The 21,012-nt window shown below is 42.7% G+C and carries 20 protein-coding genes; 9 read left to right on the top strand and 11 right to left on the bottom strand.

Annotation, left to right across the window (positions count from 1 at the left end):
• Positions 1-76: 76 nt before the first annotated feature.
• The 3 genes from J7J00_RS23895 to J7J00_RS23885 are packed head-to-tail and all read right to left on the bottom strand — an operon-like array spanning position 77 to position 3,907.
• Positions 77-1,264 (bottom strand): class I SAM-dependent methyltransferase, encoded by a 1,188-nt coding sequence (locus J7J00_RS23895; RefSeq protein WP_286201550.1) that lies wholly within the window; start codon positions 1,262-1,264, stop codon positions 77-79.
• 33 nt (positions 1,265-1,297) lie between these two features.
• Positions 1,298-2,206 (bottom strand): phosphotransferase, encoded by a 909-nt coding sequence (locus J7J00_RS23890; RefSeq protein ID WP_214795175.1) that lies wholly within the window; start codon positions 2,204-2,206, stop codon positions 1,298-1,300.
• Between the two features lie 15 nt (positions 2,207-2,221).
• Positions 2,222-3,907 carry a DEAD/DEAH box helicase gene (locus J7J00_RS23885; protein WP_396020606.1) on the bottom strand — a complete coding sequence of 562 codons (1,686 nt, stop codon included), beginning with the start codon at positions 3,905-3,907 and terminating at the stop codon, positions 2,222-2,224.
• A 212-nt stretch (positions 3,908-4,119) separates the two neighbouring features.
• Between J7J00_RS23885 and J7J00_RS23880 the strand changes: the two genes are divergently transcribed.
• The gene (locus J7J00_RS23880) at positions 4,120-5,412 is read left to right on the top strand and encodes an NCS2 family permease (protein ID WP_214795173.1); all 1,293 of its coding nucleotides are present in this window, start codon (positions 4,120-4,122) and stop codon (positions 5,410-5,412) included.
• 85 nt (positions 5,413-5,497) lie between these two features.
• Here the strand turns inward: J7J00_RS23880 and J7J00_RS23875 are convergent, their stop codons facing one another.
• The 3 genes from J7J00_RS23875 to J7J00_RS23865 all read right to left on the bottom strand — a co-directional run bounded on the left by J7J00_RS23875 (position 5,498) and on the right by J7J00_RS23865 (position 7,833).
• On the bottom strand, positions 5,498-5,725 hold the full coding sequence (locus tag J7J00_RS23875) for a hypothetical protein (protein WP_214795171.1): 228 nt from the start codon (positions 5,723-5,725) through the stop codon (positions 5,498-5,500).
• A gap of 360 nt (positions 5,726-6,085) precedes the next feature.
• Positions 6,086-6,628, bottom strand: a complete 543-nt coding sequence (locus J7J00_RS23870) for a hypothetical protein (protein ID WP_214795170.1) — start codon at positions 6,626-6,628, stop codon at positions 6,086-6,088.
• A gap of 8 nt (positions 6,629-6,636) precedes the next feature.
• Entirely contained in the window at positions 6,637-7,833 is a 1,197-nt protein-coding gene (locus J7J00_RS23865; RefSeq protein WP_214795168.1) for a ParM/StbA family protein, read from the bottom strand.
• A gap of 367 nt (positions 7,834-8,200) precedes the next feature.
• Between J7J00_RS23865 and J7J00_RS23860 the strand changes: the two genes are divergently transcribed.
• From J7J00_RS23860 to J7J00_RS23845, 4 genes are all read left to right on the top strand, one after another.
• On the top strand, positions 8,201-8,374 hold the full coding sequence (locus J7J00_RS23860) for a hypothetical protein (protein WP_214795166.1): 174 nt from the start codon (positions 8,201-8,203) through the stop codon (positions 8,372-8,374).
• Between the two features lie 667 nt (positions 8,375-9,041).
• Complete coding sequence (locus tag J7J00_RS23855) at positions 9,042-10,562, top strand: FAD-dependent oxidoreductase (protein ID WP_214795164.1); 1,521 nt, start codon at positions 9,042-9,044, stop codon at positions 10,560-10,562.
• 109 nt (positions 10,563-10,671) lie between these two features.
• Positions 10,672-10,866: a YwbE family protein gene (locus J7J00_RS23850; protein ID WP_214795162.1), complete on the top strand. Its 195-nt coding sequence runs from the start codon at positions 10,672-10,674 to the stop codon at positions 10,864-10,866.
• 143 nt (positions 10,867-11,009) lie between these two features.
• Positions 11,010-11,666, top strand: a complete 657-nt coding sequence (locus J7J00_RS23845; protein ID WP_214795160.1) for an SIMPL domain-containing protein — start codon at positions 11,010-11,012, stop codon at positions 11,664-11,666.
• A 55-nt stretch (positions 11,667-11,721) separates the two neighbouring features.
• On the opposite strand, the gene purU is transcribed toward J7J00_RS23845, so the two are convergent.
• Positions 11,722-12,624, bottom strand: a complete 903-nt coding sequence (purU, locus tag J7J00_RS23840; protein WP_214795158.1) for a formyltetrahydrofolate deformylase — start codon at positions 12,622-12,624, stop codon at positions 11,722-11,724.
• A gap of 475 nt (positions 12,625-13,099) precedes the next feature.
• On the opposite strand from purU, the gene J7J00_RS23835 reads away from it, so the two are divergent.
• The 4 genes from J7J00_RS23835 to J7J00_RS23820 all read left to right on the top strand — a co-directional run bounded on the left by J7J00_RS23835 (position 13,100) and on the right by J7J00_RS23820 (position 17,265).
• On the top strand, positions 13,100-13,879 hold the full coding sequence (locus tag J7J00_RS23835; protein WP_214795156.1) for a transporter substrate-binding domain-containing protein: 780 nt from the start codon (positions 13,100-13,102) through the stop codon (positions 13,877-13,879).
• 26 nt (positions 13,880-13,905) lie between these two features.
• Positions 13,906-14,571, top strand: a complete 666-nt coding sequence (locus J7J00_RS23830) for an amino acid ABC transporter permease (RefSeq protein WP_098370271.1) — start codon at positions 13,906-13,908, stop codon at positions 14,569-14,571.
• 11 nt (positions 14,572-14,582) lie between these two features.
• Positions 14,583-15,323: an amino acid ABC transporter ATP-binding protein gene (locus J7J00_RS23825; RefSeq protein WP_286201549.1), complete on the top strand. Its 741-nt coding sequence runs from the start codon at positions 14,583-14,585 to the stop codon at positions 15,321-15,323.
• A gap of 289 nt (positions 15,324-15,612) precedes the next feature.
• Positions 15,613-17,265, top strand: coding sequence for a glutamine--tRNA ligase/YqeY domain fusion protein (locus J7J00_RS23820; RefSeq protein WP_214795155.1), 1,653 nt, complete (start codon positions 15,613-15,615; stop codon positions 17,263-17,265).
• A 64-nt stretch (positions 17,266-17,329) separates the two neighbouring features.
• Here J7J00_RS23820 and J7J00_RS23815 read toward each other — a convergent pair whose 3' ends face one another.
• The 4 genes from J7J00_RS23815 to J7J00_RS23800 form a co-directional block, all read right to left on the bottom strand.
• Positions 17,330-18,184: an STAS domain-containing protein gene (locus J7J00_RS23815; RefSeq protein WP_214795153.1), complete on the bottom strand. Its 855-nt coding sequence runs from the start codon at positions 18,182-18,184 to the stop codon at positions 17,330-17,332.
• 22 nt (positions 18,185-18,206) lie between these two features.
• A complete protein-coding gene (msrB, locus tag J7J00_RS23810) occupies positions 18,207-19,160 on the bottom strand; it encodes a peptide-methionine (R)-S-oxide reductase MsrB (RefSeq protein ID WP_214795191.1) in 954 nt (317 codons plus the stop codon).
• Positions 19,161-19,321: 161 nt separating this feature from the next.
• The gene (locus J7J00_RS23805; protein WP_214795151.1) at positions 19,322-20,506 is read right to left on the bottom strand and encodes a NupC/NupG family nucleoside CNT transporter; all 1,185 of its coding nucleotides are present in this window, start codon (positions 20,504-20,506) and stop codon (positions 19,322-19,324) included.
• Between the two features lie 250 nt (positions 20,507-20,756).
• Entirely contained in the window at positions 20,757-20,939 is a 183-nt protein-coding gene (locus tag J7J00_RS23800) for a hypothetical protein (protein ID WP_214795149.1), read from the bottom strand.
• Positions 20,940-21,012: the final 73 nt, after the last annotated feature.

The raw sequence follows: 21,012 nt of genomic DNA, 5'->3' as shown, positions 1-21,012 counted from the left end.
GCACCCATGCCGGGCGCACAATAAAAAGCTGACTGAAGGGCTCCTTCAGTCAGCTTTCATTTCCTCAATAAGCAGATTAAACTCGTTCCGCCACCAAGGTAAAAGTTTTCGGAAGCCCAATATCATGGATTTTATGATTCGGTTCTTCCTCGAGCACTTTAATAACAAGCCCTGATTGACCTATTGACGTTATCAGTTCCCCGATTGTCCATTTACGCTGTACAACTCTTGAAAGGCTCCCTTTTTCCTCATCCGGCATATGCTTCGAAAAAGCGACCTCATTGTTTTCGAATGCCGGAGCAAAATAGTTGCCTGTTATTTTATGTTTTTTACCATTTGAAGTAATGAGCTTTGTTGAAATCGGGTGAAATTCATGCAGGACGAATCGGCCTCCAGGTTTCAGCAACTTTTTAATTTTTTCAAATAAAGGCTGCAGATCTATTAAGTAGTGAAGTACACCGAGCTCCATTAAAACCAAATCCTGATTCCCTGATTCATGCTCGGATGATAGTGAAAGGACATCCGAAACAATATACTCGATGGAGACATTGGCCCCACTTGCCAGCTCATTTGCAAACATTGCATTTTCCTGGGAAAAATCAACGACTTTCACTTCAGCTCCCAATATGGCGAGGGCAACTGCTTTAACACCGTTCGATCCCATCAAATGAGTGATTTTTTTACCGGATATTTCCCCCATATATTTATAAAAAGGGTGCAGTCTCCATTTGGGGTTTTGCTTGATTTTTGATGCCAATTCCACGGGATCTCCATAACGATTGACCAGCGCTAAATAATTATTCTGGTTCCACGCCTGTTCATTTTCCGCTGTGAACCCCTTCTGCTCGGCAGATAAGTAAGCATGGATCTCGGAACTGCACTTTCTCATTTCTTCGTCGTATAAATAACTGTATAACGACCTGCACCAAACCTCCATATCCCCCATCTTAATGGACAAACGATAAGGGTCCGTTTTAATGGTCGTGTTAAACCGACAGCGCACAGTGGCAGAAACCCCCTCGACATCCATTAGAAAGGAGGCAGTCTCAGGACTTCTTTCAGGCTTTGTTGGTGCGTATTCGGAAAAAAGATCTAAAGCCTCATTAAAGACATCCCATTGTATATCAATATCGATTTTCTTATCCTCATCGATGTCCACTCCTTGCACGAACAGAGCGGATCGACCTGTATATTGGTATGGGATATTAGCTTGATCCAGCATGTTCGCCATTAATGTGATTGAATGATAATAACTTGCCTTCATATGAACCTCCTAAACATCAAAAGAACATGACAATTATTCTTCTATAGCAAATTTCAAACCCGTATTCGTAATGGCAATCAGCTCTTCATCATGGCGGTCTATGCCATAAACGAGTAATGTAACAAGCATGTATATTGCTCTGAACCGGGCTAAATTCTCTGTTTCCTTTTCGATTTCACCATAGATATCAAAAAAAACCCTGCGCACTTCTTTAGGGAAATAACTGTATAAAAAGGAGAAATCAATGGCTGGATTCCCGACATGAACATCTCCCCAATCAATGATACCCGCGAGAACGCCTTCTTCATCGAGTAAAACATTCCGGATATGAATGTCTCCGTGAACGAGTGAAATCTGATGCTGAACATCGAATTCACCTAAGGTTTCAACAAAATCCTTAACCGCATGCGCCTGTTCAAAGAATCCTAGCTTTAATAGATTCGAGACATTTTCCATTAGCGATTTCTTACGGTAGGATACATCAAGCCTCATCATCCCATCAGGCTGCACCCCTAAGCGCATAGCCCTTTCCACAGGGAAACTGTGAAGAGCTTTCAAAAAATGGGCAAACCTTTTTGCCGATTCGGCCTTATTTGCCACTGATCCTTCTACAGGCAATTGTCCCTTTACCATTTTATAACCGGTAAAAGGATACGGATACAGTGTACTTGGCTTCCCAAAAAAGATCGGTTCAGGAATAGCAAGCGGAAAAGTGCCTGCAATGGAAGGCAAAAGCTGACTTTCCACCTGAATCAACGTAACCGCAATAGGGCGGCGGGGGAAACGGAATACAAATTGCCCATTGATTTGTATGACCGTGTTATCGAAACCCTCCCCAAGTTGCTTGATCTCTTTCAACTCAATTTCCGGAAACTGCAGCATGATCAATTTCCCCGCTAGCTCCAGCGAAACCGGATATTCTGCCAACCAAGGCTTTTCCACTCCCGTCTCCCCCCTTTACCGGTTTCTCCCTCTATTGGGGCTGCTGCCAGATCCACCTCTAAGATTACTTGGCCCTTGTGTACTGTTTGCTCTACGGCTGTCTCTTTGATCTCCTCGCGGATTGTCACGCTTTGGTCCACGGCTGTTCTCCATCCGGCCTCCCCGTGAATCCTCTCGCTTTGGTCCGCGGCTGTTTTCCACCCGGCCTCCCCGTGAATCCTCTCGCTTTGGTCCACGGCTGTTCTCCATCCGGCCTCCCCATGAATCCTCTCGCTTTGGTCCGCGGCTGTCTTCCGACCGGCCACCCCCTGGTTTCTCCCTCTCGAATTCACGATTGTCCGCTTGATTTACAGAACGGTGACTGCCTCGGTTCGGTCCTCTCGTATCTATCCGTTCCCGGTGTTTCCTTCCCCCGCCCGAACGCGGTCGGCGGGTACCCTCATCAGAAGAGTCTTCATAGCGTTTCCTTTTTTGCCTAACCTCATCGGGTTGGAACATTTTCACTCCTTCAATCGTCCTTCTTTCGATTTTCATGGAAATCCCTTTTTCAATCTCGCTTAAAAGCTGTAAATCCTTCGTTGCTATGAAAGTTACAGCCAAGCCATTCTCACCCGCCCGGCCCGTCCGCCCAATTCGGTGGATGTAACTTTCTGCATCCTCGGGAACATCATAATTAAACACATGTGTCACGCCTTCTACATCGAGTCCTCGTGCGGCAACGTCCGTTGCCACTAAATATTGAAGCTTCGCCTCTCTGAAGTTTTTCATGACACGTTCCCGCTTTGCCTGTGAAAGGTCACCATGAAGCTCTTCAGAATTGAATCCAGCTGCTTTCAGGGCATCATTCAAAACCGAAACGCGACGTTTTGTACGGCAAAATATGATCGCAAGGTATGGCTGTTGTTCTTTGATCATGTTGATTAATGAAGACTGTTTGGCACGATCGGTGGTCTCGATGACAAGCTGCCTGATTTTCTCGACCGTTACTTGCTCAGCCTTCACAGCGGCAGTTAATGGTTTAGTCATATAGCGTTTTGCCAATTGATGCACCTGTTCAGGCATCGTCGCTGAAAAGAGCAACGTTTGGCGCTCCTCTGGAAGCTGTCCCATGATTTCTTCCACCTCTGGTAAAAATCCAATATGTAGCATTTGATCAGCTTCGTCCAGCACGAGAGTTCCAGTTTGTGATAGATCGATGGTGCCTCTTCGTAAATGATCTAATAGCCTGCCTGGCGTGGCGACCACCACGGAGATGTTTCTTGTCAGCTTTTTCATTTGCTGCTCGACATCCTGTCCGCCATAAACTGCAAGCACTTGAAGTCCTTCAATTTCATTAGCGAATTTCTTCAATTCAGCAGTGATTTGCAAAGCCAATTCCCTGGTTGGCGTGACGATCAGCGATTGTATGTGGGATGCGGCGGGATCTACTTTTTCCAGGATTGGCAGCAAAAATGCCAAAGTCTTCCCTGTACCCGTTTGAGCCTTCGCGATGACATCCCTTCCAGCAAGGATATCTGGTATCGATTTCTCCTGGATCGGGGTAGGGGCGGTTATTCCTATTTGCTTTAATATCGTGTTAATCGCCGGGCTGACGCCAAGGTCGATGAATTCTGTCATGTATGGGCCTACTTTCTGAATTTCTTCATTTAATTGACTGATAAATCCACTGAAATGGTAACAGCTTCCTTCACTTAATGTCATATTCCTTAGTCTAAGCTAATTGTTAGTATATCATTATCTATTTTCGAGAAAACCTGTACCTTAAAATTTTTCATCCTATTGTACTTTAGTTGTTTTTCTAATATAATTTATAAGATTATTTAATCGAGCTACTTACTTTAAAATAAAGGGTAAGCATCTCATCCTTGTAGATTTGTGCAAGGATTTTTTGTATATAAAAAAGGAGTGACCGCATGTTTAAATTAAAAGAGCGGAATTCAAATATTAAGACGGAAGTACTTGCGGGGCTTACAACCTTTTTAACTCTAGCTTATATCATCGTTGTAAACCCAATGATCCTTTCTGATGCCGGTGTTCCATTCGACCAGGCATTCACGGCAACCATAATCGCAATAATAATCGGTACCCTATGCATGGCCCTTTTAGCCAATTACCCTATTGTCATAGCACCGGCAATGGGATTGAATGCTTATTTTGCATACTCGGTATTGGGAACCCATGATATTTCATACACAGTTGCCTTCTCTGCAGTCTTTGTTACCGGTATCATCTTTATCCTTTTATCCCTAACCTCTTTCCGCTCTAAATTGATCGAGGCTATCCCTAATAACTTGAAGCATGCAATCAGTGCCGGAATCGGACTTTTCATCACCTTCATCGGACTTCGCTTGTCAGGTGTCGTAACACAGCATGAATCCAACCTGGTTACCCTTGGAAGCTTCAGGGATCCTAATGTGGCGCTTACATTGATTGGTTTGGTCATAACGATCGTGCTAATCGTTCGCAATGTGCAGGGAGCCATATTCATCGGAATGATCGTGACTGCCATAATCGCCTTCTTTACAGGGCAATTGGAAATTAACGGTCTAGTTTCCACCCCTTCATTACCTGAAGGGATTATCGTCGCCAATCCAATCACATCTATCGCCGATGTCATTAACTACGGCCTTTATGGCGTCGTCTTCTCCATTTTGCTTGTAATGCTTTTCGATACGACCGGTGCTTTATTAGGCATAGTCCGTCAAGCTGGATTGCTGAAGGATAATAAGCTTGAAAAATCCGGCAGTGCCTTCTTTGCAGATTCCATCGGCACTACTGTTGGCGCCATGTTCGGTACAAGCCCAACCGCTGCCTCGGTTGAATCATCAGCTGGTGTAGGAGCGGGCGGCAAGACAGGTTTAACCGCGTTGGTTGTGGCCATCCTTTTCTTAATGACCGCCTTCTTTAGCCCACTGATAGGAGCTGTCTCAAATGTAGCGGCAATCACGGCACCTAGCTTGATCATCGTCGGAAGCATGATGATTAAAAGCATTAATGAAATTGATTGGACACACTTTGACGAATCATTTCCAGCCTTTTTGGTCATTGTCGCCATGCCTTTAACATCAAGCATCGCCAACGGGATAGCACTCGGATTCATCTCCTATCCCATTTTAAAAATGGTAAGGGGCAAATTCCGGGAAGTGCATCCGTTCGTGTACATGTTTGCCGTTTTATTCCTTTACCAACTGATTTTCCTGGCTTGATCATTTCGTGAAGGACATCATGGAATAATAAAAAGGAGTGTTCAATTCATGTTAATTGAACACTCCTTTATTTGTTTACGGGCAATTAATTTATAACGCCATCCATCTTTTTACCTTTAATCACACTTGGTACTCCAACTGCCGTGCAATTATCGGGAACGGATGTCAAAACAACTGCATTTGCCCCCACTTTCGAATTCGTGCCAATTCGGATGCCACCGTGTATTTTAGCGCCATTTCCTATATACGCATAATCACAAACCTCAGGTGCCTTTTTACTTTCTTTATTTTGTCCTAAACTTACTTGATGCATAATCGTAACACAATCTCCTATTTTGCAATATGGGTTGATAAGAACGCCTTCAGCTCCATGGGGCAGACGTAAATCCTTGCCAATTTAACATTGCCCAGGAAATTCGCAATTCAGGAAAAGTCTTATGATTAACAAATCTACCATGCGAGGAACAGCCCTTCTTGCGTGGCTATTGAAAAGTGAATGACCGGTTGATGAGTGTTTATTCAAAGTAGGAATGTGCATCAATGTCACGAAAAAAAAGCCTTTCCCCGATTGTTTACGGGAAAAGGCTGATGTCTAGTTCAAAGGGGTTCGTGTCATTACCCCCCAAAAGAAAAAGGAGGATATCCAACTTATCGTCAAATATCCTCCTAAAGTTTATTGATTCATTTGATCAAGAAAATCACCCAGGAGATCGTCGAGATTTTCCTCTTCCGGTTCGGATTCTTCCACTTGTTGTTCGGCTTCATCCAAACTCCAATCAAAATCGTCCAGGTCCTTCTTAGGCAGTTCTTCCTGAACCTCCTCGGCTTCCTGTTCTTCAGGCTCGGCCTGCACATACAGTTCCTCATTCAGTTCATTATTGTTCAAAGAGGCAAGCAGGGCCGTAGCGCGTAAAGGATCGGATAAAAGGTGGTACATAATCGTTCCAAGCATAGCTTCTGAGTGGGAATGCTTGAGCCAATCACGCTGAGATTTGCTTAGTTTGTTCGGCATGGGCAGGGCTATCATTTCCCGATCCTGATGGGAGGATTGCCCGACTCCATCGAGAACATACTCGGCAATTTTACTGGAAAAATTCCTTCTTTCCGTTTCCTTCAATTTCTGCAGCTGTCTTAACGTATAGTCTGATACATCCGAAGGGATACGAAAAGTGATGGCTTGTCCTCTTTTAATTTCAGAAGAAGCTGTTTTTTTCATTCTCTCACCTATTTAATGGAGCCCGTTCTTTGTTCTTTCTTCTTTTGCTGGGACTGATTCTGTTCCTTTGCATTCTGGCGGCGATTAAAGTCCGAAATCAATTTATAATAGGCGTTTGCCATCATCCAAACGCTTTCCCGTTCATCTTCGAAAAAGTCTATATTGTAGCCATCGAAATTTTGATTCAATGTTTTCAAGTAATCTTTCAGGACAATCGATCCCCCGCCTACAAAATAGCAAATTTCCGTTTGTGAATTTTTTTGCCATACGTTGCGCAGGTGACGATATTGCTTTTTGGCCAGTTCTCCCAAAATACGGTCAACGATATCATGGACGCTTGTCCGGCTTCCGCGAACCATAATATGATTGCGATCATTTTTCTTCGTGATGATTTCAACGACGTCGCGCCTGCTATCCAGCTCGACACCATGTTTCTTCCTGATTTCTTCACGAATCGATTCAAGGGCTTCAGCTACTCCCAAATTAAATCCTTGTGCCTTGTCATCGTCAACTTTACGATTTTTAATGACAGCGATATCCGTCGATAATCCACCGATATCCTGGATGAGGATCCTTCTATCGATCAATTCACGGTTAATGATATTTAAATCTTTATCCATGACCAAATTTATGTATGCAGCAAAGCCCTCTGGATAGACTTTCACTTCATCGAATTTGATATTAACCTTCAAGCCTTGGTATTTAGGGGTAATTAAAAATTCCACCTGATGGACAGATCCGAGTAATCTCGACCGATACCCGACGTCTTTTCCTTCTTTAACCTCACGAAGTGGCAAGCCTGTTCCAAGCGTATAATTGGCTTCCACAACATTATTCACTTTTTTGAATGTATCATTGTTCCCCTGTTTGGCAGCGTCTAATGCCAGAGCAGCAAAAAGCATAACTAATGTTTGATCTTCTTCCGATTTACTGCTTCCTAAATCCAATTCGGTAGGATTATCACTTTTTGTCGCCAAGTTCCCTACGCGATAAATCGCATTATTATCTTGAAGGGCTGGTGAATGGACCCTGATATGAATCCCTTCCAATGGGTTTTTTTCATCAAGTTCCTCAATCCCAATGACCGGACGGTCCTCTATGTCTTTTGCAATGACATTTGGTATATATAGTTCAGACTCTAGCTTTCCAAAAATAGCCTTAATAGCATCATTTCCTACGTCTACTGCTGCGATTCTAGAACTCATCTAAAAACATCCCCTTTTTTATAGAAAAAAATTTTAAGTGAAGCTTTCTCTTTAAGGATAGAAAAAGTTGCCTCGATAGTCAATCCTTCATAAGTTGTAGCTATATTTGTCGAATTGTTTTCAAATTGTTTACAATAGGAACAAGTATGTATACACCTTATATATAGCCATGTGTACGTGTTTGCAGACATGTATACTCATTTGTGTACATTACAACTATTTTTGTTTACATGTACACATTTTTGTAAACAAACCAAATAATGTATTTTTTCACTCTTTCTTCTAACAAACATAAGCGGATAAAAAGCGAATTTGCGCATGGTAATAAATGGTCAATTTACTTAATGAACTGTATGGAGGTATTCAAATGACTGAAAAAATCAGACCCTCCCCGGTTTCCGGAACCCTATTGCGCAGCGCGTTAACTTTCCCGTCTTTTTCTAAACTAGAAACAGATATAAACTATGATGTCTTAATAGTAGGAGTAGGCGGCGTAATTACAGGGATTACTCAGCTTAACAAGGGATTAAAGTTACACTGATAGAAGCTGGCGAATCCTTAACGGATCAACGGGACACACCACAGCATGGCCTGATTTGCGACTTGTTTTTTCACTAAAACATGGTGAAGAGCAAGCCAAACTATATTATGTAGCCAATGCAGAAGGAATGGGCTTATCAAAGACTTGGTAGAAGAACATTCCATTGAATGTAATTTGACTGCTGGATACCTATATTCACGCAAATACTGATGAATATAAAAGTGAAATTCCAAAAGAACTAAAAGCCTATCGAAACTAGCCATTCGCGGGGATTATGCAGAAGAAATCCCTTCCTCCATTCCTTGTAAATCTTCCATGACCCAAGCACAGTTTCACCCCTTTAAAACCCTCCTCTCCAAGATTCTGGAAGCTGAAAAAGTTTCCACGATAGTCAATGCTTCATTAATAGTAGCTATAGTTTTCGAATTGTTTACAATAGGAACAAGTATGTATACACCTTATATATAGCCATGTGTACGTGTTTGTAAACATGTATACTTATTCGTATACATTACATCTATTTTTGTTTACTTGTATACACTTTTGTAAACAAAACAAATAATGTATTTTTTTACTCTTTCTTCTTACAAAAATAAGCGTATAAATAGCGAATTTGGGTATGGTAATAAATGGACAATTCACTAATGAACTGTATGGAGGTATTCAAATGACTGAAAAAAATACAGACCTTCCCCGGTTTCCGGAACCCTATTGGCGCAGTGCGGTAACTTTCCCATCTTTTTCTAAACTAGAAACAGATATAAACTCTGATGTTTTAATAGTAGGCGGTGGAATTACTGGCATCACTTCTGCTTATCTACTAGCTAAACAAGGTGTTAAAGTCACACTGATTGATGCAGGCGAAATCCTAACTGGAACGACAGGACACACTACAGCAAAAATCACGGCCCAGCATGGCTTGATTTATGACCAATTGATCACTGATCATGGCGAAGAGAAGGCCAAACTTTATTATGAAGCCAATGCTGAGGGAATGATGCTAATCAAAGACTTGGTAGAAGAACATTCCATTGAATGTAATTTGACTGCACAGGATGCCTATGTCTATGCAAATACAGATGAATATAAAATCAAAATTCAAAATGAACTGAAAGCCTATCAAAAACTCGGCATTCGGGGGGATTATGCAGAGAATATCCCTTTCTCCATCCCTTCTAAAGCTGCTGTGATAATGAAAGATCAAGCACAGTTTCACCCGTTAAAATACTTAACTGCCCTCATTTCTACAATTCTCGAAAGTGGAGGCAAAATTTATGAACGGACAACGGCAATGAAGATTGAAGACGGCGATCCACCTACCGTTCTGACCGATACTGGACATACAATCAAAAGCAATCAGGTAATCGTTGCCTCCCACTTCCCTTTTAATGATGAAAAGGGCTTATACTTTGCCCGTGTCCATGTAGATAGGTCCTATGTACTTGGAATCAGGACTGAACAGGAATATCCCGGTGGGATGTATTACAGTGCAGACAGCCCTACCCGCTCCCTGCGCTATACGGAATTGGACAATGGGGAAAAACTTATACTAGTCGGCGGGGATGGTCATAAAACTGGCCAGGGAGTCTCGATGATCGAGCATTATGAAGCACTGAAGGACTTCAGTTCCCAATATTTCGATGTGAAGGACATTCCCTACCGCTGGTCGGCACAAGATATTGTGACACCGGATAATATCCCCTTCGTCGGACCAGTGACATCCAATAATCCAAACGTTCTGATAGCTACCGGCTATGCAAAATGGGGAATGACGAATGGGTCGATTGCGGCCAAGATCTTAACTGACCGGGTTTTGCAAAGGGATAACCGGTATGCAGACTTGTATGACCCCGCCCGTTTAAAAGGCATGAAGAATATAGTCCAAGATAATGCTGATGTAGCGAAGCATTTGATCAAAAGCAAATTGGCCATCATTCATAAAACGCCAGAAGACATAGGAATTGATGAAGGAGCAATCGTGAAGGTGAATGGAGACAAGGCAGGGTGTTACCGAGATCATGATGGCCAGCTTCATATTGTCGATTCCACATGTACGCACATGGGGTGTGAAGTTGCCTGGAATAGCGGCGACCGTACTTGGGATTGCCCATGCCATGGCTCCCGCTACTCCATCGCTGGTGAAGTGTTGAATGGCCCTGCTGTCGAACCATTGAAAAAAATACGCTGATGGTCACAGTGATTTTATCTAATAGTCGACTGGGTCCGCTGTTTTCCTTATACTGAAGTTACTGCATGGTTGAATGGTTGCAAATAACTCTGAAAAGGATTGAATTGAAATGAACGGTAAAAATCGGAAGGACATTAACCCAGGTGCCTCTGTGGACATTGTACTTAAAGCAGATCAACGCAGCGGAAAATTGACAAGCGGCACTGTAAAGGATATTTTGACCAACTCCAGCACTCACCCTCATGGAATTAAAGTAAGATTGACTGATGGCCAGGTTGGCAGGGTTCAAGTCATTCATAAGTAATGCGCACTCGGTTCAGGCCGAGTGTTTTTTTTGTGATCATTCGACCGAATTAATGACAATGGGATATTTCAATCATGTTTCCCGTTCATAATTCGTACAATAGGGGTGAGATTATCTCTTTTTAAAAAAAGGCTGGTGTCAAAATGAAAGAATACAATACCCCTGATATGGCTCATTACCGCAACGATGAACATACATTGAAAGTTTCCGGCTCAGAGACGCTATCTGCCGCTCCGGACCAAGCCACAATCACCCTAGGAGTCATAACAGAGGATAAGGACCCGCAAAAGGCCCAGCAAGCCAATTCCCAAGCAATCGCAAATGTCATCGCATCACTTAAATCCGCAGGCATTCCCGAAGAGCAATTGAAAACGAGTGATTACAGAATCGATCCGCAATATGATTATATTGAAGGAAAGGAATTGTTCAAGAACTACAAAGTCCAGCACATCATCCAAGCCCAAACGACCGACATCGAGAAAATAGGCAGCATAATCGACACGGCCGTCAGAAGCGGCGCCAATTCAATCACCAGCATCCGCTTCTCTTTATCCAACCCAGATGCATACTATAACCAGGCACTTTCTCTCGCTTTAAAAAATGCATACGAAAAAGCACTCTCCATGGCCCGAACACTAGGAATCTCATTGAACCCAGTCCCTAATAAGGTTGAAGAGCTATCTGAAACGGCAACACCGATGCTTTACCAAACAAGTACCTTTTCAAAAATGGCGACTACCCCGATTCAGCCTGGTGAATTGAACATCACTGCCTCAGTAAGGGTGGAGTACACATACTAGCACTCACTAAATTCCATCCTAAAAACCCCCCTTGGCGAACAAAGGGGGGTTCACTTTAAAAGACTACCGTCTTATTTTCATGAACAAGGACGCGGTCCTCCAAATGCCATTTAACGGCACGTGCCAGCACCCTGCGTTCAGCTGAACGACCAATTTTCTTCATATCCCCAGCAGAATCACGATGGTCCACACGTTCAATATCCTGCTCGATGATTGGACCTTCATCCAAATCATTCGTCACATAATGGGAAGTCGCCCCAATCAGCTTAACACCTCTGTCATAAGCTCTTTCATAAGGCCGTGCTCCAATGAATGCAGGTAAAAATGAATGATGTATATTGATGATTTTGTTTGGATGGGCCGCTACGAAGTCCGGCGTCAATATCTGCATATACCTAGCTAAGACAATAAGGTCCACTTTGAATTCTTCCAGAAGTCCAAGCTGTTTTGTCTCCACTTCCCTACGTATATCCTTATTTGCAGGAATGTAATAAAATGGGATGCCCATTGATTCGACAATTTGCCTTGTATCTTCATGATTACTGATGACTAGCGCAATATCAGCTAATAAATCCCCGCTTTGCCACTCCCATAGCAATTCCAGAAGACAATGCGGTTCCTTGGAAACGAAGATTGCCGTCCGCTTCAGATCACTCACATGGTTAAATGTCCATTGCATCGAGAATGCCGTCGAAACTTCCTGGAATGCCAGTTGCATATCCGCTGCCCTATCCTTCAATCCCGGACACTCGAATTCGATCCTGGTGAAAAAGGTACCGCCCTCAGGATTCATTGAATACTGACTCAATTCAACAATATTTGCATCATATTCTTTAAGAAAGGCAGTAACTGTCGAAACAATTCCTGGCCGGTCCGGACACTTTATAATCAAACGGCCTCTATCTTGATTCTTTTCGCGAAACTCCTGTAACTGTTCTTGCACAAAGTTGCTAACCATTTTCCCAACTGCCCTTCTTCTATTTTGCTATATTATACTTCAATTCATGGGCAAAATTAAAGTCAGTCAATTCAATACAGGATTTTGTTGGCAGACAACGAGGTCCCTTTTTGAAATCCTCCAGTTTTACCCCATCCCATTCATTATATATAGTTTCGATAGAGTCTAAATCATCATCATCATGAATTGTTTCAAATTCATCTCTAGAGCTGAATCTAACTGAATTTCTTACTCCGTAAAAAAATAATTGTCATTATTTCAGGAAATTACCGGTAATTTGGAAGGAAATGAAGGCAAAGGCCGAGAACCTTTATGAAATGCATAGTGAAGGGGATTCTAGTATGAAATGTCGGCATGATCTGGACACCCTTTTTTATTTCAGTTCTAATTTCCCTAGTTAATGAGGTTATTTCACTGCCTCATAAGGGTATAGACCATTCTATTAGTTTTTTTCAAAGGGGGAAATGAAATTATCATGAAATCATCAGTTACATTCATTGTATCCATTCTGGCTGTTCTCGGTCTTCTGTCCGGCTGTGCTGAAAAGGACAAGCTGGAGGATGGAAGCAAGCTGATCAATAAGGACCAGTTTGTTTTCGCTGCCTCAGGCGAATTCAAGCCATTCAGTTATGTCAATGATGACATGACCGTAACCGGATTCGATATTGAGGTCGGCGATGCAATAGCAAAGGAACTGGGCCTGGAGCCAGTACCTAAACGGATAAAATTCAAAGGTATTGTGGAAGGTGTCAAAACCGGTCGGGCAGATGCCGCGGTTGCCAGTCATACAATCAATGAACAACGAAGTAAACATGTTGCCTTCTCGACCCCTTATTACTACTCAGGTCCTCAAATTTTCGTCCGCTCAGATAGTGATATTAAAACGGTCGAAGATTTAAAGGGAAAGGAAGTTGCGGCTTCTAAAGGCTCCACGTACGCAACCACAGCAGAAAAGTATACAACCAGTGTAAAAACCTATGACAGTGATATCACAGCCCTGAAAGCATTGAGCGGAGGACGTCATGATGCCGTCATCACCGACTTCGTAACCGGCAAGGAAGCGGCCAAGGAAGGGTTCGACGTCGAAGGAAGGCAATTGATCGAACGCAGCGAGCAGGCCATCGTACTGCCCATCGACAACCCTCAGCTGCTTGCACGTATCAACGAAGCACTTGAAAACCTCCGGGAAGATGGAACGCTTGCGGAAATCAGCAAAAAATACTTTGGTGAGGACATCACAACCAAGCCTGAATAAAGATTGATAGAAAGGGAGTCATTACATTGCCAAGTTTTTCACATTTTTTTGATACATTATTTAACTCCTCGGATGTATTCATCCGAGCCATGCTCCTCACATTGGAACTGACGGTAGTCTCCATATTGGTAGGAATCGTCATCGGATTGCTATTTGCACTTTTAAAAATTTCCAATATAAAAATTCTTGCATGGATTTCAGATACATATGTATTCCTGGTACGGGGAACACCGCTAATCGTACAGATATTCATACTCTATTTCGGTATCAGCAATCTCTTCTTACTGCCGGACTTCTGGGCGGCGTCACTTGCCTTGGCCTTCCATAATGGAGCTTATATCTCTGAAATTTTACGTGGTACGATCCAATCCATCGATAAAGGCCAAATGGAAGCCGGGCGCTCCCTTGGCATGAGCAATTCTCTCACATTAAGAAGAATCATCTTACCTCAAGCCTTCCGTCGCGCATTGCCGCCGCTAGGCAACCAATTCATCATCGGACTGAAAGATTCATCACTGGCAGCCTTCATCTCCATGAATGAGCTGTTTAACGTGGCGACTACGTTAGGTTCGAATAATTTCGATGAAATGACTTATTTACTGATTGTAGCGGTCTACTACTTGATTCTAGTGGCATTCCTGACCATTATCGTCAATTTATTCGAAAAGAAACTTTCCATTAGTGATCGATAGGGGGAATTGAAATGGAACAAAAAGAAATGATTCGCATTAGGAATTTAAATAAATCGTATGGAAGTCTGCATGTACTCAAAGATATTGATATGAAGGTACTGGATAGCGATGTTGTCTGTCTGATCGGGCCAAGCGGTTCCGGAAAAAGCACCCTGCTTCGCTGTTTGAATTATTTAGAGAAAAAAGACAGCGGGCAAATCCTCATTGAAGGAACTGAAATCCAACCGGGTACCCATGATATTAATAAAATCCGCGAGAAAGTCGGAATGGTTTTTCAGCATTTCTACCTCTTCCCGCATATGACCGTGCTTGAAAATGTCATTGAAGCACCGACTCACGTCAAAAAGGTCCCTAAGGCCCAGGCAATCGAGGAAGGTAGAGCATTGCTTGCCAAAGTCGGCTTATCAGATAAAGCGGATGTCTATCCAAGCAAGCTCTCAGGTGGGCAAAAACAGCGTGTCGCCATAGCCCGTGCCCTTGCCATGAAGCCTGATATCCTACTCTTTGATGAGCCTACCTCGGCTCTGGATCCCGAACTTGTCGGGGAAGTTCTTGCCACGATGAAGGAACTTGCCTTGGAAGGGATGACAATGGTAGTCGTTACACATGAAATGAGCTTTGCACGTGAAGTAGGAGATTGGATTGTCTTCATGCATAATGGGAGGGTTGTCGAAAGCGGCCCGCCAAAAGAATTCTTCACCAATCCAAAAGAAGAGCGGACAAAAGAATTTTTGCAAACGACAGTCTTTTGATTTCCATCCTAAAATCTGTCTATTAGCGAGAATAATTCGTCCTAGAGCCAGCCTAAATCACCAAAATAAGCAATACAGGCGTGACTTCCTGTATTGCTTATTTTGGGTTCCCTATATTACATGTTCAAAGTTTCTGGGATATTTTTGCTCTGATTGTACAAACTAAATACTTGATGAATTGTTTCAGATAAACCCTGATTCCGGCTCGAACATGGAAAAATATCTGTATTTATGGTATATATACAGGTAAAATTAAAAGAAGTATATAAATGAAAGAGGTCGAATTCAGTTGGAAAATAACTCTTCGAATTTTATTAAAAATATTATAAAAGATGATCTAGAGTCCGGAAAACATGATCATGTCATCACCCGCTTCCCTCCTGAGCCGAACGGATATTTACATATCGGGCACGCCAAATCAATCATTTTGAATTTTGGGGTGGCTGATGATTTCAATGGGAAAACTAACCTTCGTTTCGATGATACGAATCCATTGAAAGAGGATATTGAGTTTGTCAACTCCATTAAGGAAGATGTAAAATGGCTCGGTTACGACTGGGATAACCTTTTCTTCGCTTCCGACTATTTTGATGAAATGTATAAAAGAGCTGTGCTGCTCATCAATAAAGGACTGGCATATGTGGACGACCTTAATGCCGACCAAATCCGTGAATATCGCGGAACGCTGACTGAGCCGGGAAAAGATAGCCCCTACCGCAATAGAACTGTGGAGGAAAATCTTGAACTATTTGAAAAGATGCGCAGCGGTGAATTCGAAAACGGTGCAAAAGTATTGCGTGCCAAAATCGATATGAGCTCGCCTAACATCAATTTGCGTGATCCCGTCATATACCGTATCTCCCATACTGAACACCATAATACCGGCAACAAATGGTGCATCTACCCAATGTATGCCTTTGCCCACCCAATTGAAGATGCCATCGAGGGAGTCACACACTCCATTTGTACGCTAGAGTTCGAAGATCAACGCCCTCTTTATGACTGGATCGTTGAAAATTGTGAAATGGAAAGCAAGCCAAAACAATATGAATTTGGCCGTCTTAACCTGACCAATACAGTAATGAGCAAGCGAAAACTGAAGCAGCTTGTCGATGAGGGCTTCGTGGACGGCTGGGACGACCCACGGATGCCTACCGTTTCAGGCTTGCGGAGACGCGGGTATACACCCGAAGCAATTCGTGCATTCTGCCAAGAGATTGGTGTCGCAAAAACAAGCGGTGTCGTAGACTCTCAAATGCTTGATCATTTCGTGCGGGAAGACTTAAAGCTGAAGGCTCCACGGACTATGGCTATCCTAAATCCGCTTAAAGTGGTCATCACCAACTATCCGGAAGGCGAGGTAGAATGGCTGGATGCTGAGGTCAATCCGGAAGTTCCTGAAATGGGCACACGGCAAATCCCGTTTTCACGTGAAATATATATCGAACAGGACGATTTCATGGAAAACCCGCCGAAAAAGTATTTCCGACTTTTCCCGGGCAATGAAGTCCGTTTGAAACATGCTTATTTCATTAAATGTGAAGAAGTGATAAAAGACGAAGCCGGTAACGTAATTGAACTTCGCTGCACATACGACATTGAAACCAAAAGCGGATCGGGCTTCACTGGCCGTAAAGTAAAAGGGACATTGCACTGGGTCGAAGCTTCACAAGCCGTTTCAGCAGAATTCCGCAACTACCAGCCTTTAATCTTGGATAAGGAAAATGATGAAGAGGAAGAAAAATCATTCCTGGACCGGGTAAACCCTGATTCTGTAGAAATTTTACAAGGATTTGTTGAGCCGAACATGAAAGATGTTAAGCCTCAGGATAAATTCCAATTCTTCAGGCATGGCTATTATAATGTTGATTCAAAACTCACTGCGGCCGATCACTTGGTCTTCAACCAAATCGTTGGGTTGAAAAGTTCATTCAAGTTATAGAATCACAGAAAAGAACCAGATTCCTAGCGGGATCTGGTTCTTTTTCATTCTCTGCACCCTTATATCATTTTTTCTCGTAAAGTTTGATCCCTTGCTTGGAAAGGGCCTGTTTAAGAGTACTATGTGTCGAAACCAGACTAAAATCAAGACCTAACTGAATCGATGTCCGGGCCACTTCAGGACGAATCCCGGAAATGGTCGATTGAATGCCTAACAGGTTCAGGGTACTTATCAATTGATAGATCTGTTGGGCAACCATCGTATCTAAAAAGGAGACTCCCGATAAATCGATGAATAAGTGAGTGACATTTTTGCTAATGCATTTGCTTGGAGTCTCATTCAAAATTTCCTTTGCCCGATAGGTATCGATTTCACCGATTAACGGCAATACCGCAATGGCATCAACAATGGGAATGAAAGGTGCGCCCAGTTCATTAATCAGCTCTTGTTGAGCTAGTAAACGTTCTTTTGTCAAAAGGTAATACTGCTCTGTGAACTCACGGTTCAACTGGTCGAATGCACGATTAATGAGCCGGCTCCACCGGATGATTGTATCCTTCGTTATCCCCGTATCATTTAGCATATAATCAGTGATAAAGGCCCAATATGTTTCACGAACCTTATTAAGCGCTTCCAACACTTCGTAAATGGGGGTGTCCGATTCAACCCTGCTCTTCGCAACAAGTGTGGCCCACTGCTCCATCGTTTCGATAAAAGCAGTTTTATCTTCAAGTAAAGCACTTGTCACTGTCTTGATGGTCAATGTATTCTGTTCTCTAAGTAGCTTTTCGATTTCCTCATTGGAGTCCATTGAATAGATGGACCCAGACTGCTTTTCCCTTAAAGCCAGCCAGTTTTCAGTAATCTTGGATGAATTATCAAGGATATATCGATATAAATTTTCATCTATTTTATCCATTTGCGTTCCCCTATCTCACTAGTTATTTCATTTTAAAAAGTAATAATAAGTCTCCATATCCCTCTCTCTCCATTTCATTTCTAGGAATGAATCGAAGGGCTGCAGAGTTTATGCAATATCTCGTGCCTTTAGGACTTGGACCATCAGGAAAAACATGTCCAAGGTGTGAATCGGCGTCCCTGCTGCGCACCTCGGTCCGGGTCATTCGGTGGCTGAGATCCATTTTTTCATTGACACTTGCGGACATGACGGGCTTGGTGAAGCTTGGCCACCCACAACCGCTATCATACTTATCCCGAGAACTGAATAGAGGCTCCCCAGAAACGACATCCACATAAATGCCTTCTTCAAAGTGATCCCAATAAGCATTATCGAAAGGCGGCTCCGTGCCATTTTCCTGGGTGACATGAAACTGACTCTCCGTTAAGGTCTTTCTAAGATGTGCATTATCCTTAGGCCAATTTTCTTTAATGAAAGCATCCCGGCCTGAACCTTTACGATACAATGCATAGCGAAACTGATTTTTCCGATAGAATTCTTGATGATATTCCTCAGCCTCGTAAAATTTCCCCGAGGGTAGAATACCCGTAACGATAGGTTTCTTAAACCGTCCGCTCATCATTAAATTTTCCTTCGATTGTTCCGCTTCCCTTTTCTGACGTTCATTAAGATAGAAAATGGCTGCCCTGTATTGCTTTCCCCTATCCGAGAACTGTCCTTCGTCATCCGTAGGATCGACTTGGCGCCAGAATATCTCCAATAACGTTTTATAGGAAATGATTGATGGATCGAATACCACTTGAACGGCTTCAACATGATCAGTCGAACCGGTAATCACTTGTTTATAACTAGGCGCGGCAAATTTACCGCCTGTATAACCTGATGTTACTGAAATAATACCATCCATTTCATCAAAGGGAGCAACCATGCACCAAAAGCAGCCTCCTGCAAAGATAGCCTTTTCATTTCCAGCCATCGCCATCCTAAAACTCCCCTTTCACGCCTGTCATTTTATGTATTATATACCAGCAAGCCAAACGCCTTCAAATTCAAAAATCGTTTTCTATTTTTGCTGTACAAATATAAAAGAGGCACTTAGGAGTAAACCCAAGTGCCCTTTTGTGTTAGATCCGTTAATTAAAGTATCACACTTACAATGATCGCTGATAGGATGCTGACAAGAGTCGCACCGTATAGCAACTTCAAGCCGAAACGAGCCACAACATTCCCCTGTTTTTCATGAAGTCCTTTGACTGCACCGGCAATGATTCCAATAGATGAAAAATTCGCGAATGAAACCAAGAAAACCGAAACGATTCCTACCGTCCTTTCGCTCAAGGCTGCTGATGCGTCCCCTAAGCTCAGCATGGCAACAAATTCATTAGTTACTAGCTTTGTCGCCATGATTCCGCCTGCAGTCACAGTTTCTGAAATCGGTATCCCCATGATAAAGGCAAATGGGGCAAAAATATACCCCAAGATGTCTTGGAAACTGATGCCGATGATCATATCGAATAAGCTGTTGATTCCTGCAATTAGTGCAACGAAACCAATTAACATCGCGGCTACAGTGATAGCAACCTTAAATCCATCCATGATATATTCCCCAAGCATTTCGAAGAACGACTGCTTCTCTGCCCCTACTTCAACAGGGAGAATATCCTCTTCATCCGTTACCGTATAAGGGTTAATAATGGATGCAATGATAAATCCACCAAACATGTTAATAACAATAGCCGTCACAACATACTTTGGTTCAATCATGGTCATATAAGCACCGACAATCGACATCGATACGGTTGACATGGCTGACGCACAAAGCGTATACATACGTGATGGCGGAATGGAACCAAGTTGCTTCTTCAAGGTTATGAAAACCTCGGATTGGCCGACAATTGCTGATGCGACCGCATTGTAAGATTCCAATTTCCCCATTCCATTAACCTTACTCAGCAGGAATCCTATCCACTTCATGACGAACGGAAGGATTTTGAAATGCTGTAATATCCCGATTAATGCCGAGATGAATACGATAGGAAGAAGGACATTTAAAAAGAAGGGCGATGCTCCTTCGTTTACAATCCCACCAAATACAAATGTAATCCCTTCATTTGCCCATTCTAATAGTTTTCCAAAACCATCGGCAATCGAATTGATGATCACTAAACCAAACTTCGTATTTAATAATAGATAAGTTAAAATAAGCTGCAGGATCACCATGAGGATGATCGGTTTAATTTTAACTTTCTTCCGGTCACTACTCGCTAATAAAGCTAGTCCAAAAACAATGAGCAGTCCTAAAATTGCTATCAGAAATTTCATATTCTGCCTCCACTAAGGTGAATTTAATGATCGTGCATTAAGAATAGGGTACCCTCAAAAAATTTATGCAAACGTTTTCTCTTTTATCCAAAATACTTGTACGTACCTCTCTAGAAGTCTATATTAAACTAATATTTTTTTAAGTGCAATTATTATTTCCCTTTTTAAAATAACAATTAGTGACAATAATGGGTTAATAAATTAAAAAAGAAGGCTCCCCTTCGAAAGGAACCTTCTCTTTCCTCAAATATTATTGACTTTTATAGGCTGCTTTTTTTCTGGATATCACCGATGTGACTAATCCAAAGCCTCCAATGACAAAGATGATGGTGGATGCAGCCAAGCCGCCTGACCCTTGATAAAAGTCGATAAATTCCCCTGCAAAAGAGTCTCTGCCTTGGAAACCGCCACCGCTTGGCATCTCTCCTTGCATTCCAGAACCATTAGGCCGCCTTGGGGAGTTGTCCCCATATTGCCCTGTGTATCAATAGATGCCGTTTCCGCAG

This window comes from Bacillus sp. ISL-4 (assembly GCF_018613275.1).
GTDB classification, from domain to species: domain Bacteria; phylum Bacillota; class Bacilli; order Bacillales; family DSM-1321; genus Peribacillus; species Peribacillus simplex_E.
Note: the sequence above shows the minus strand (reverse complement) of the source record. Positions and strands in the feature narration are given on the sequence as shown.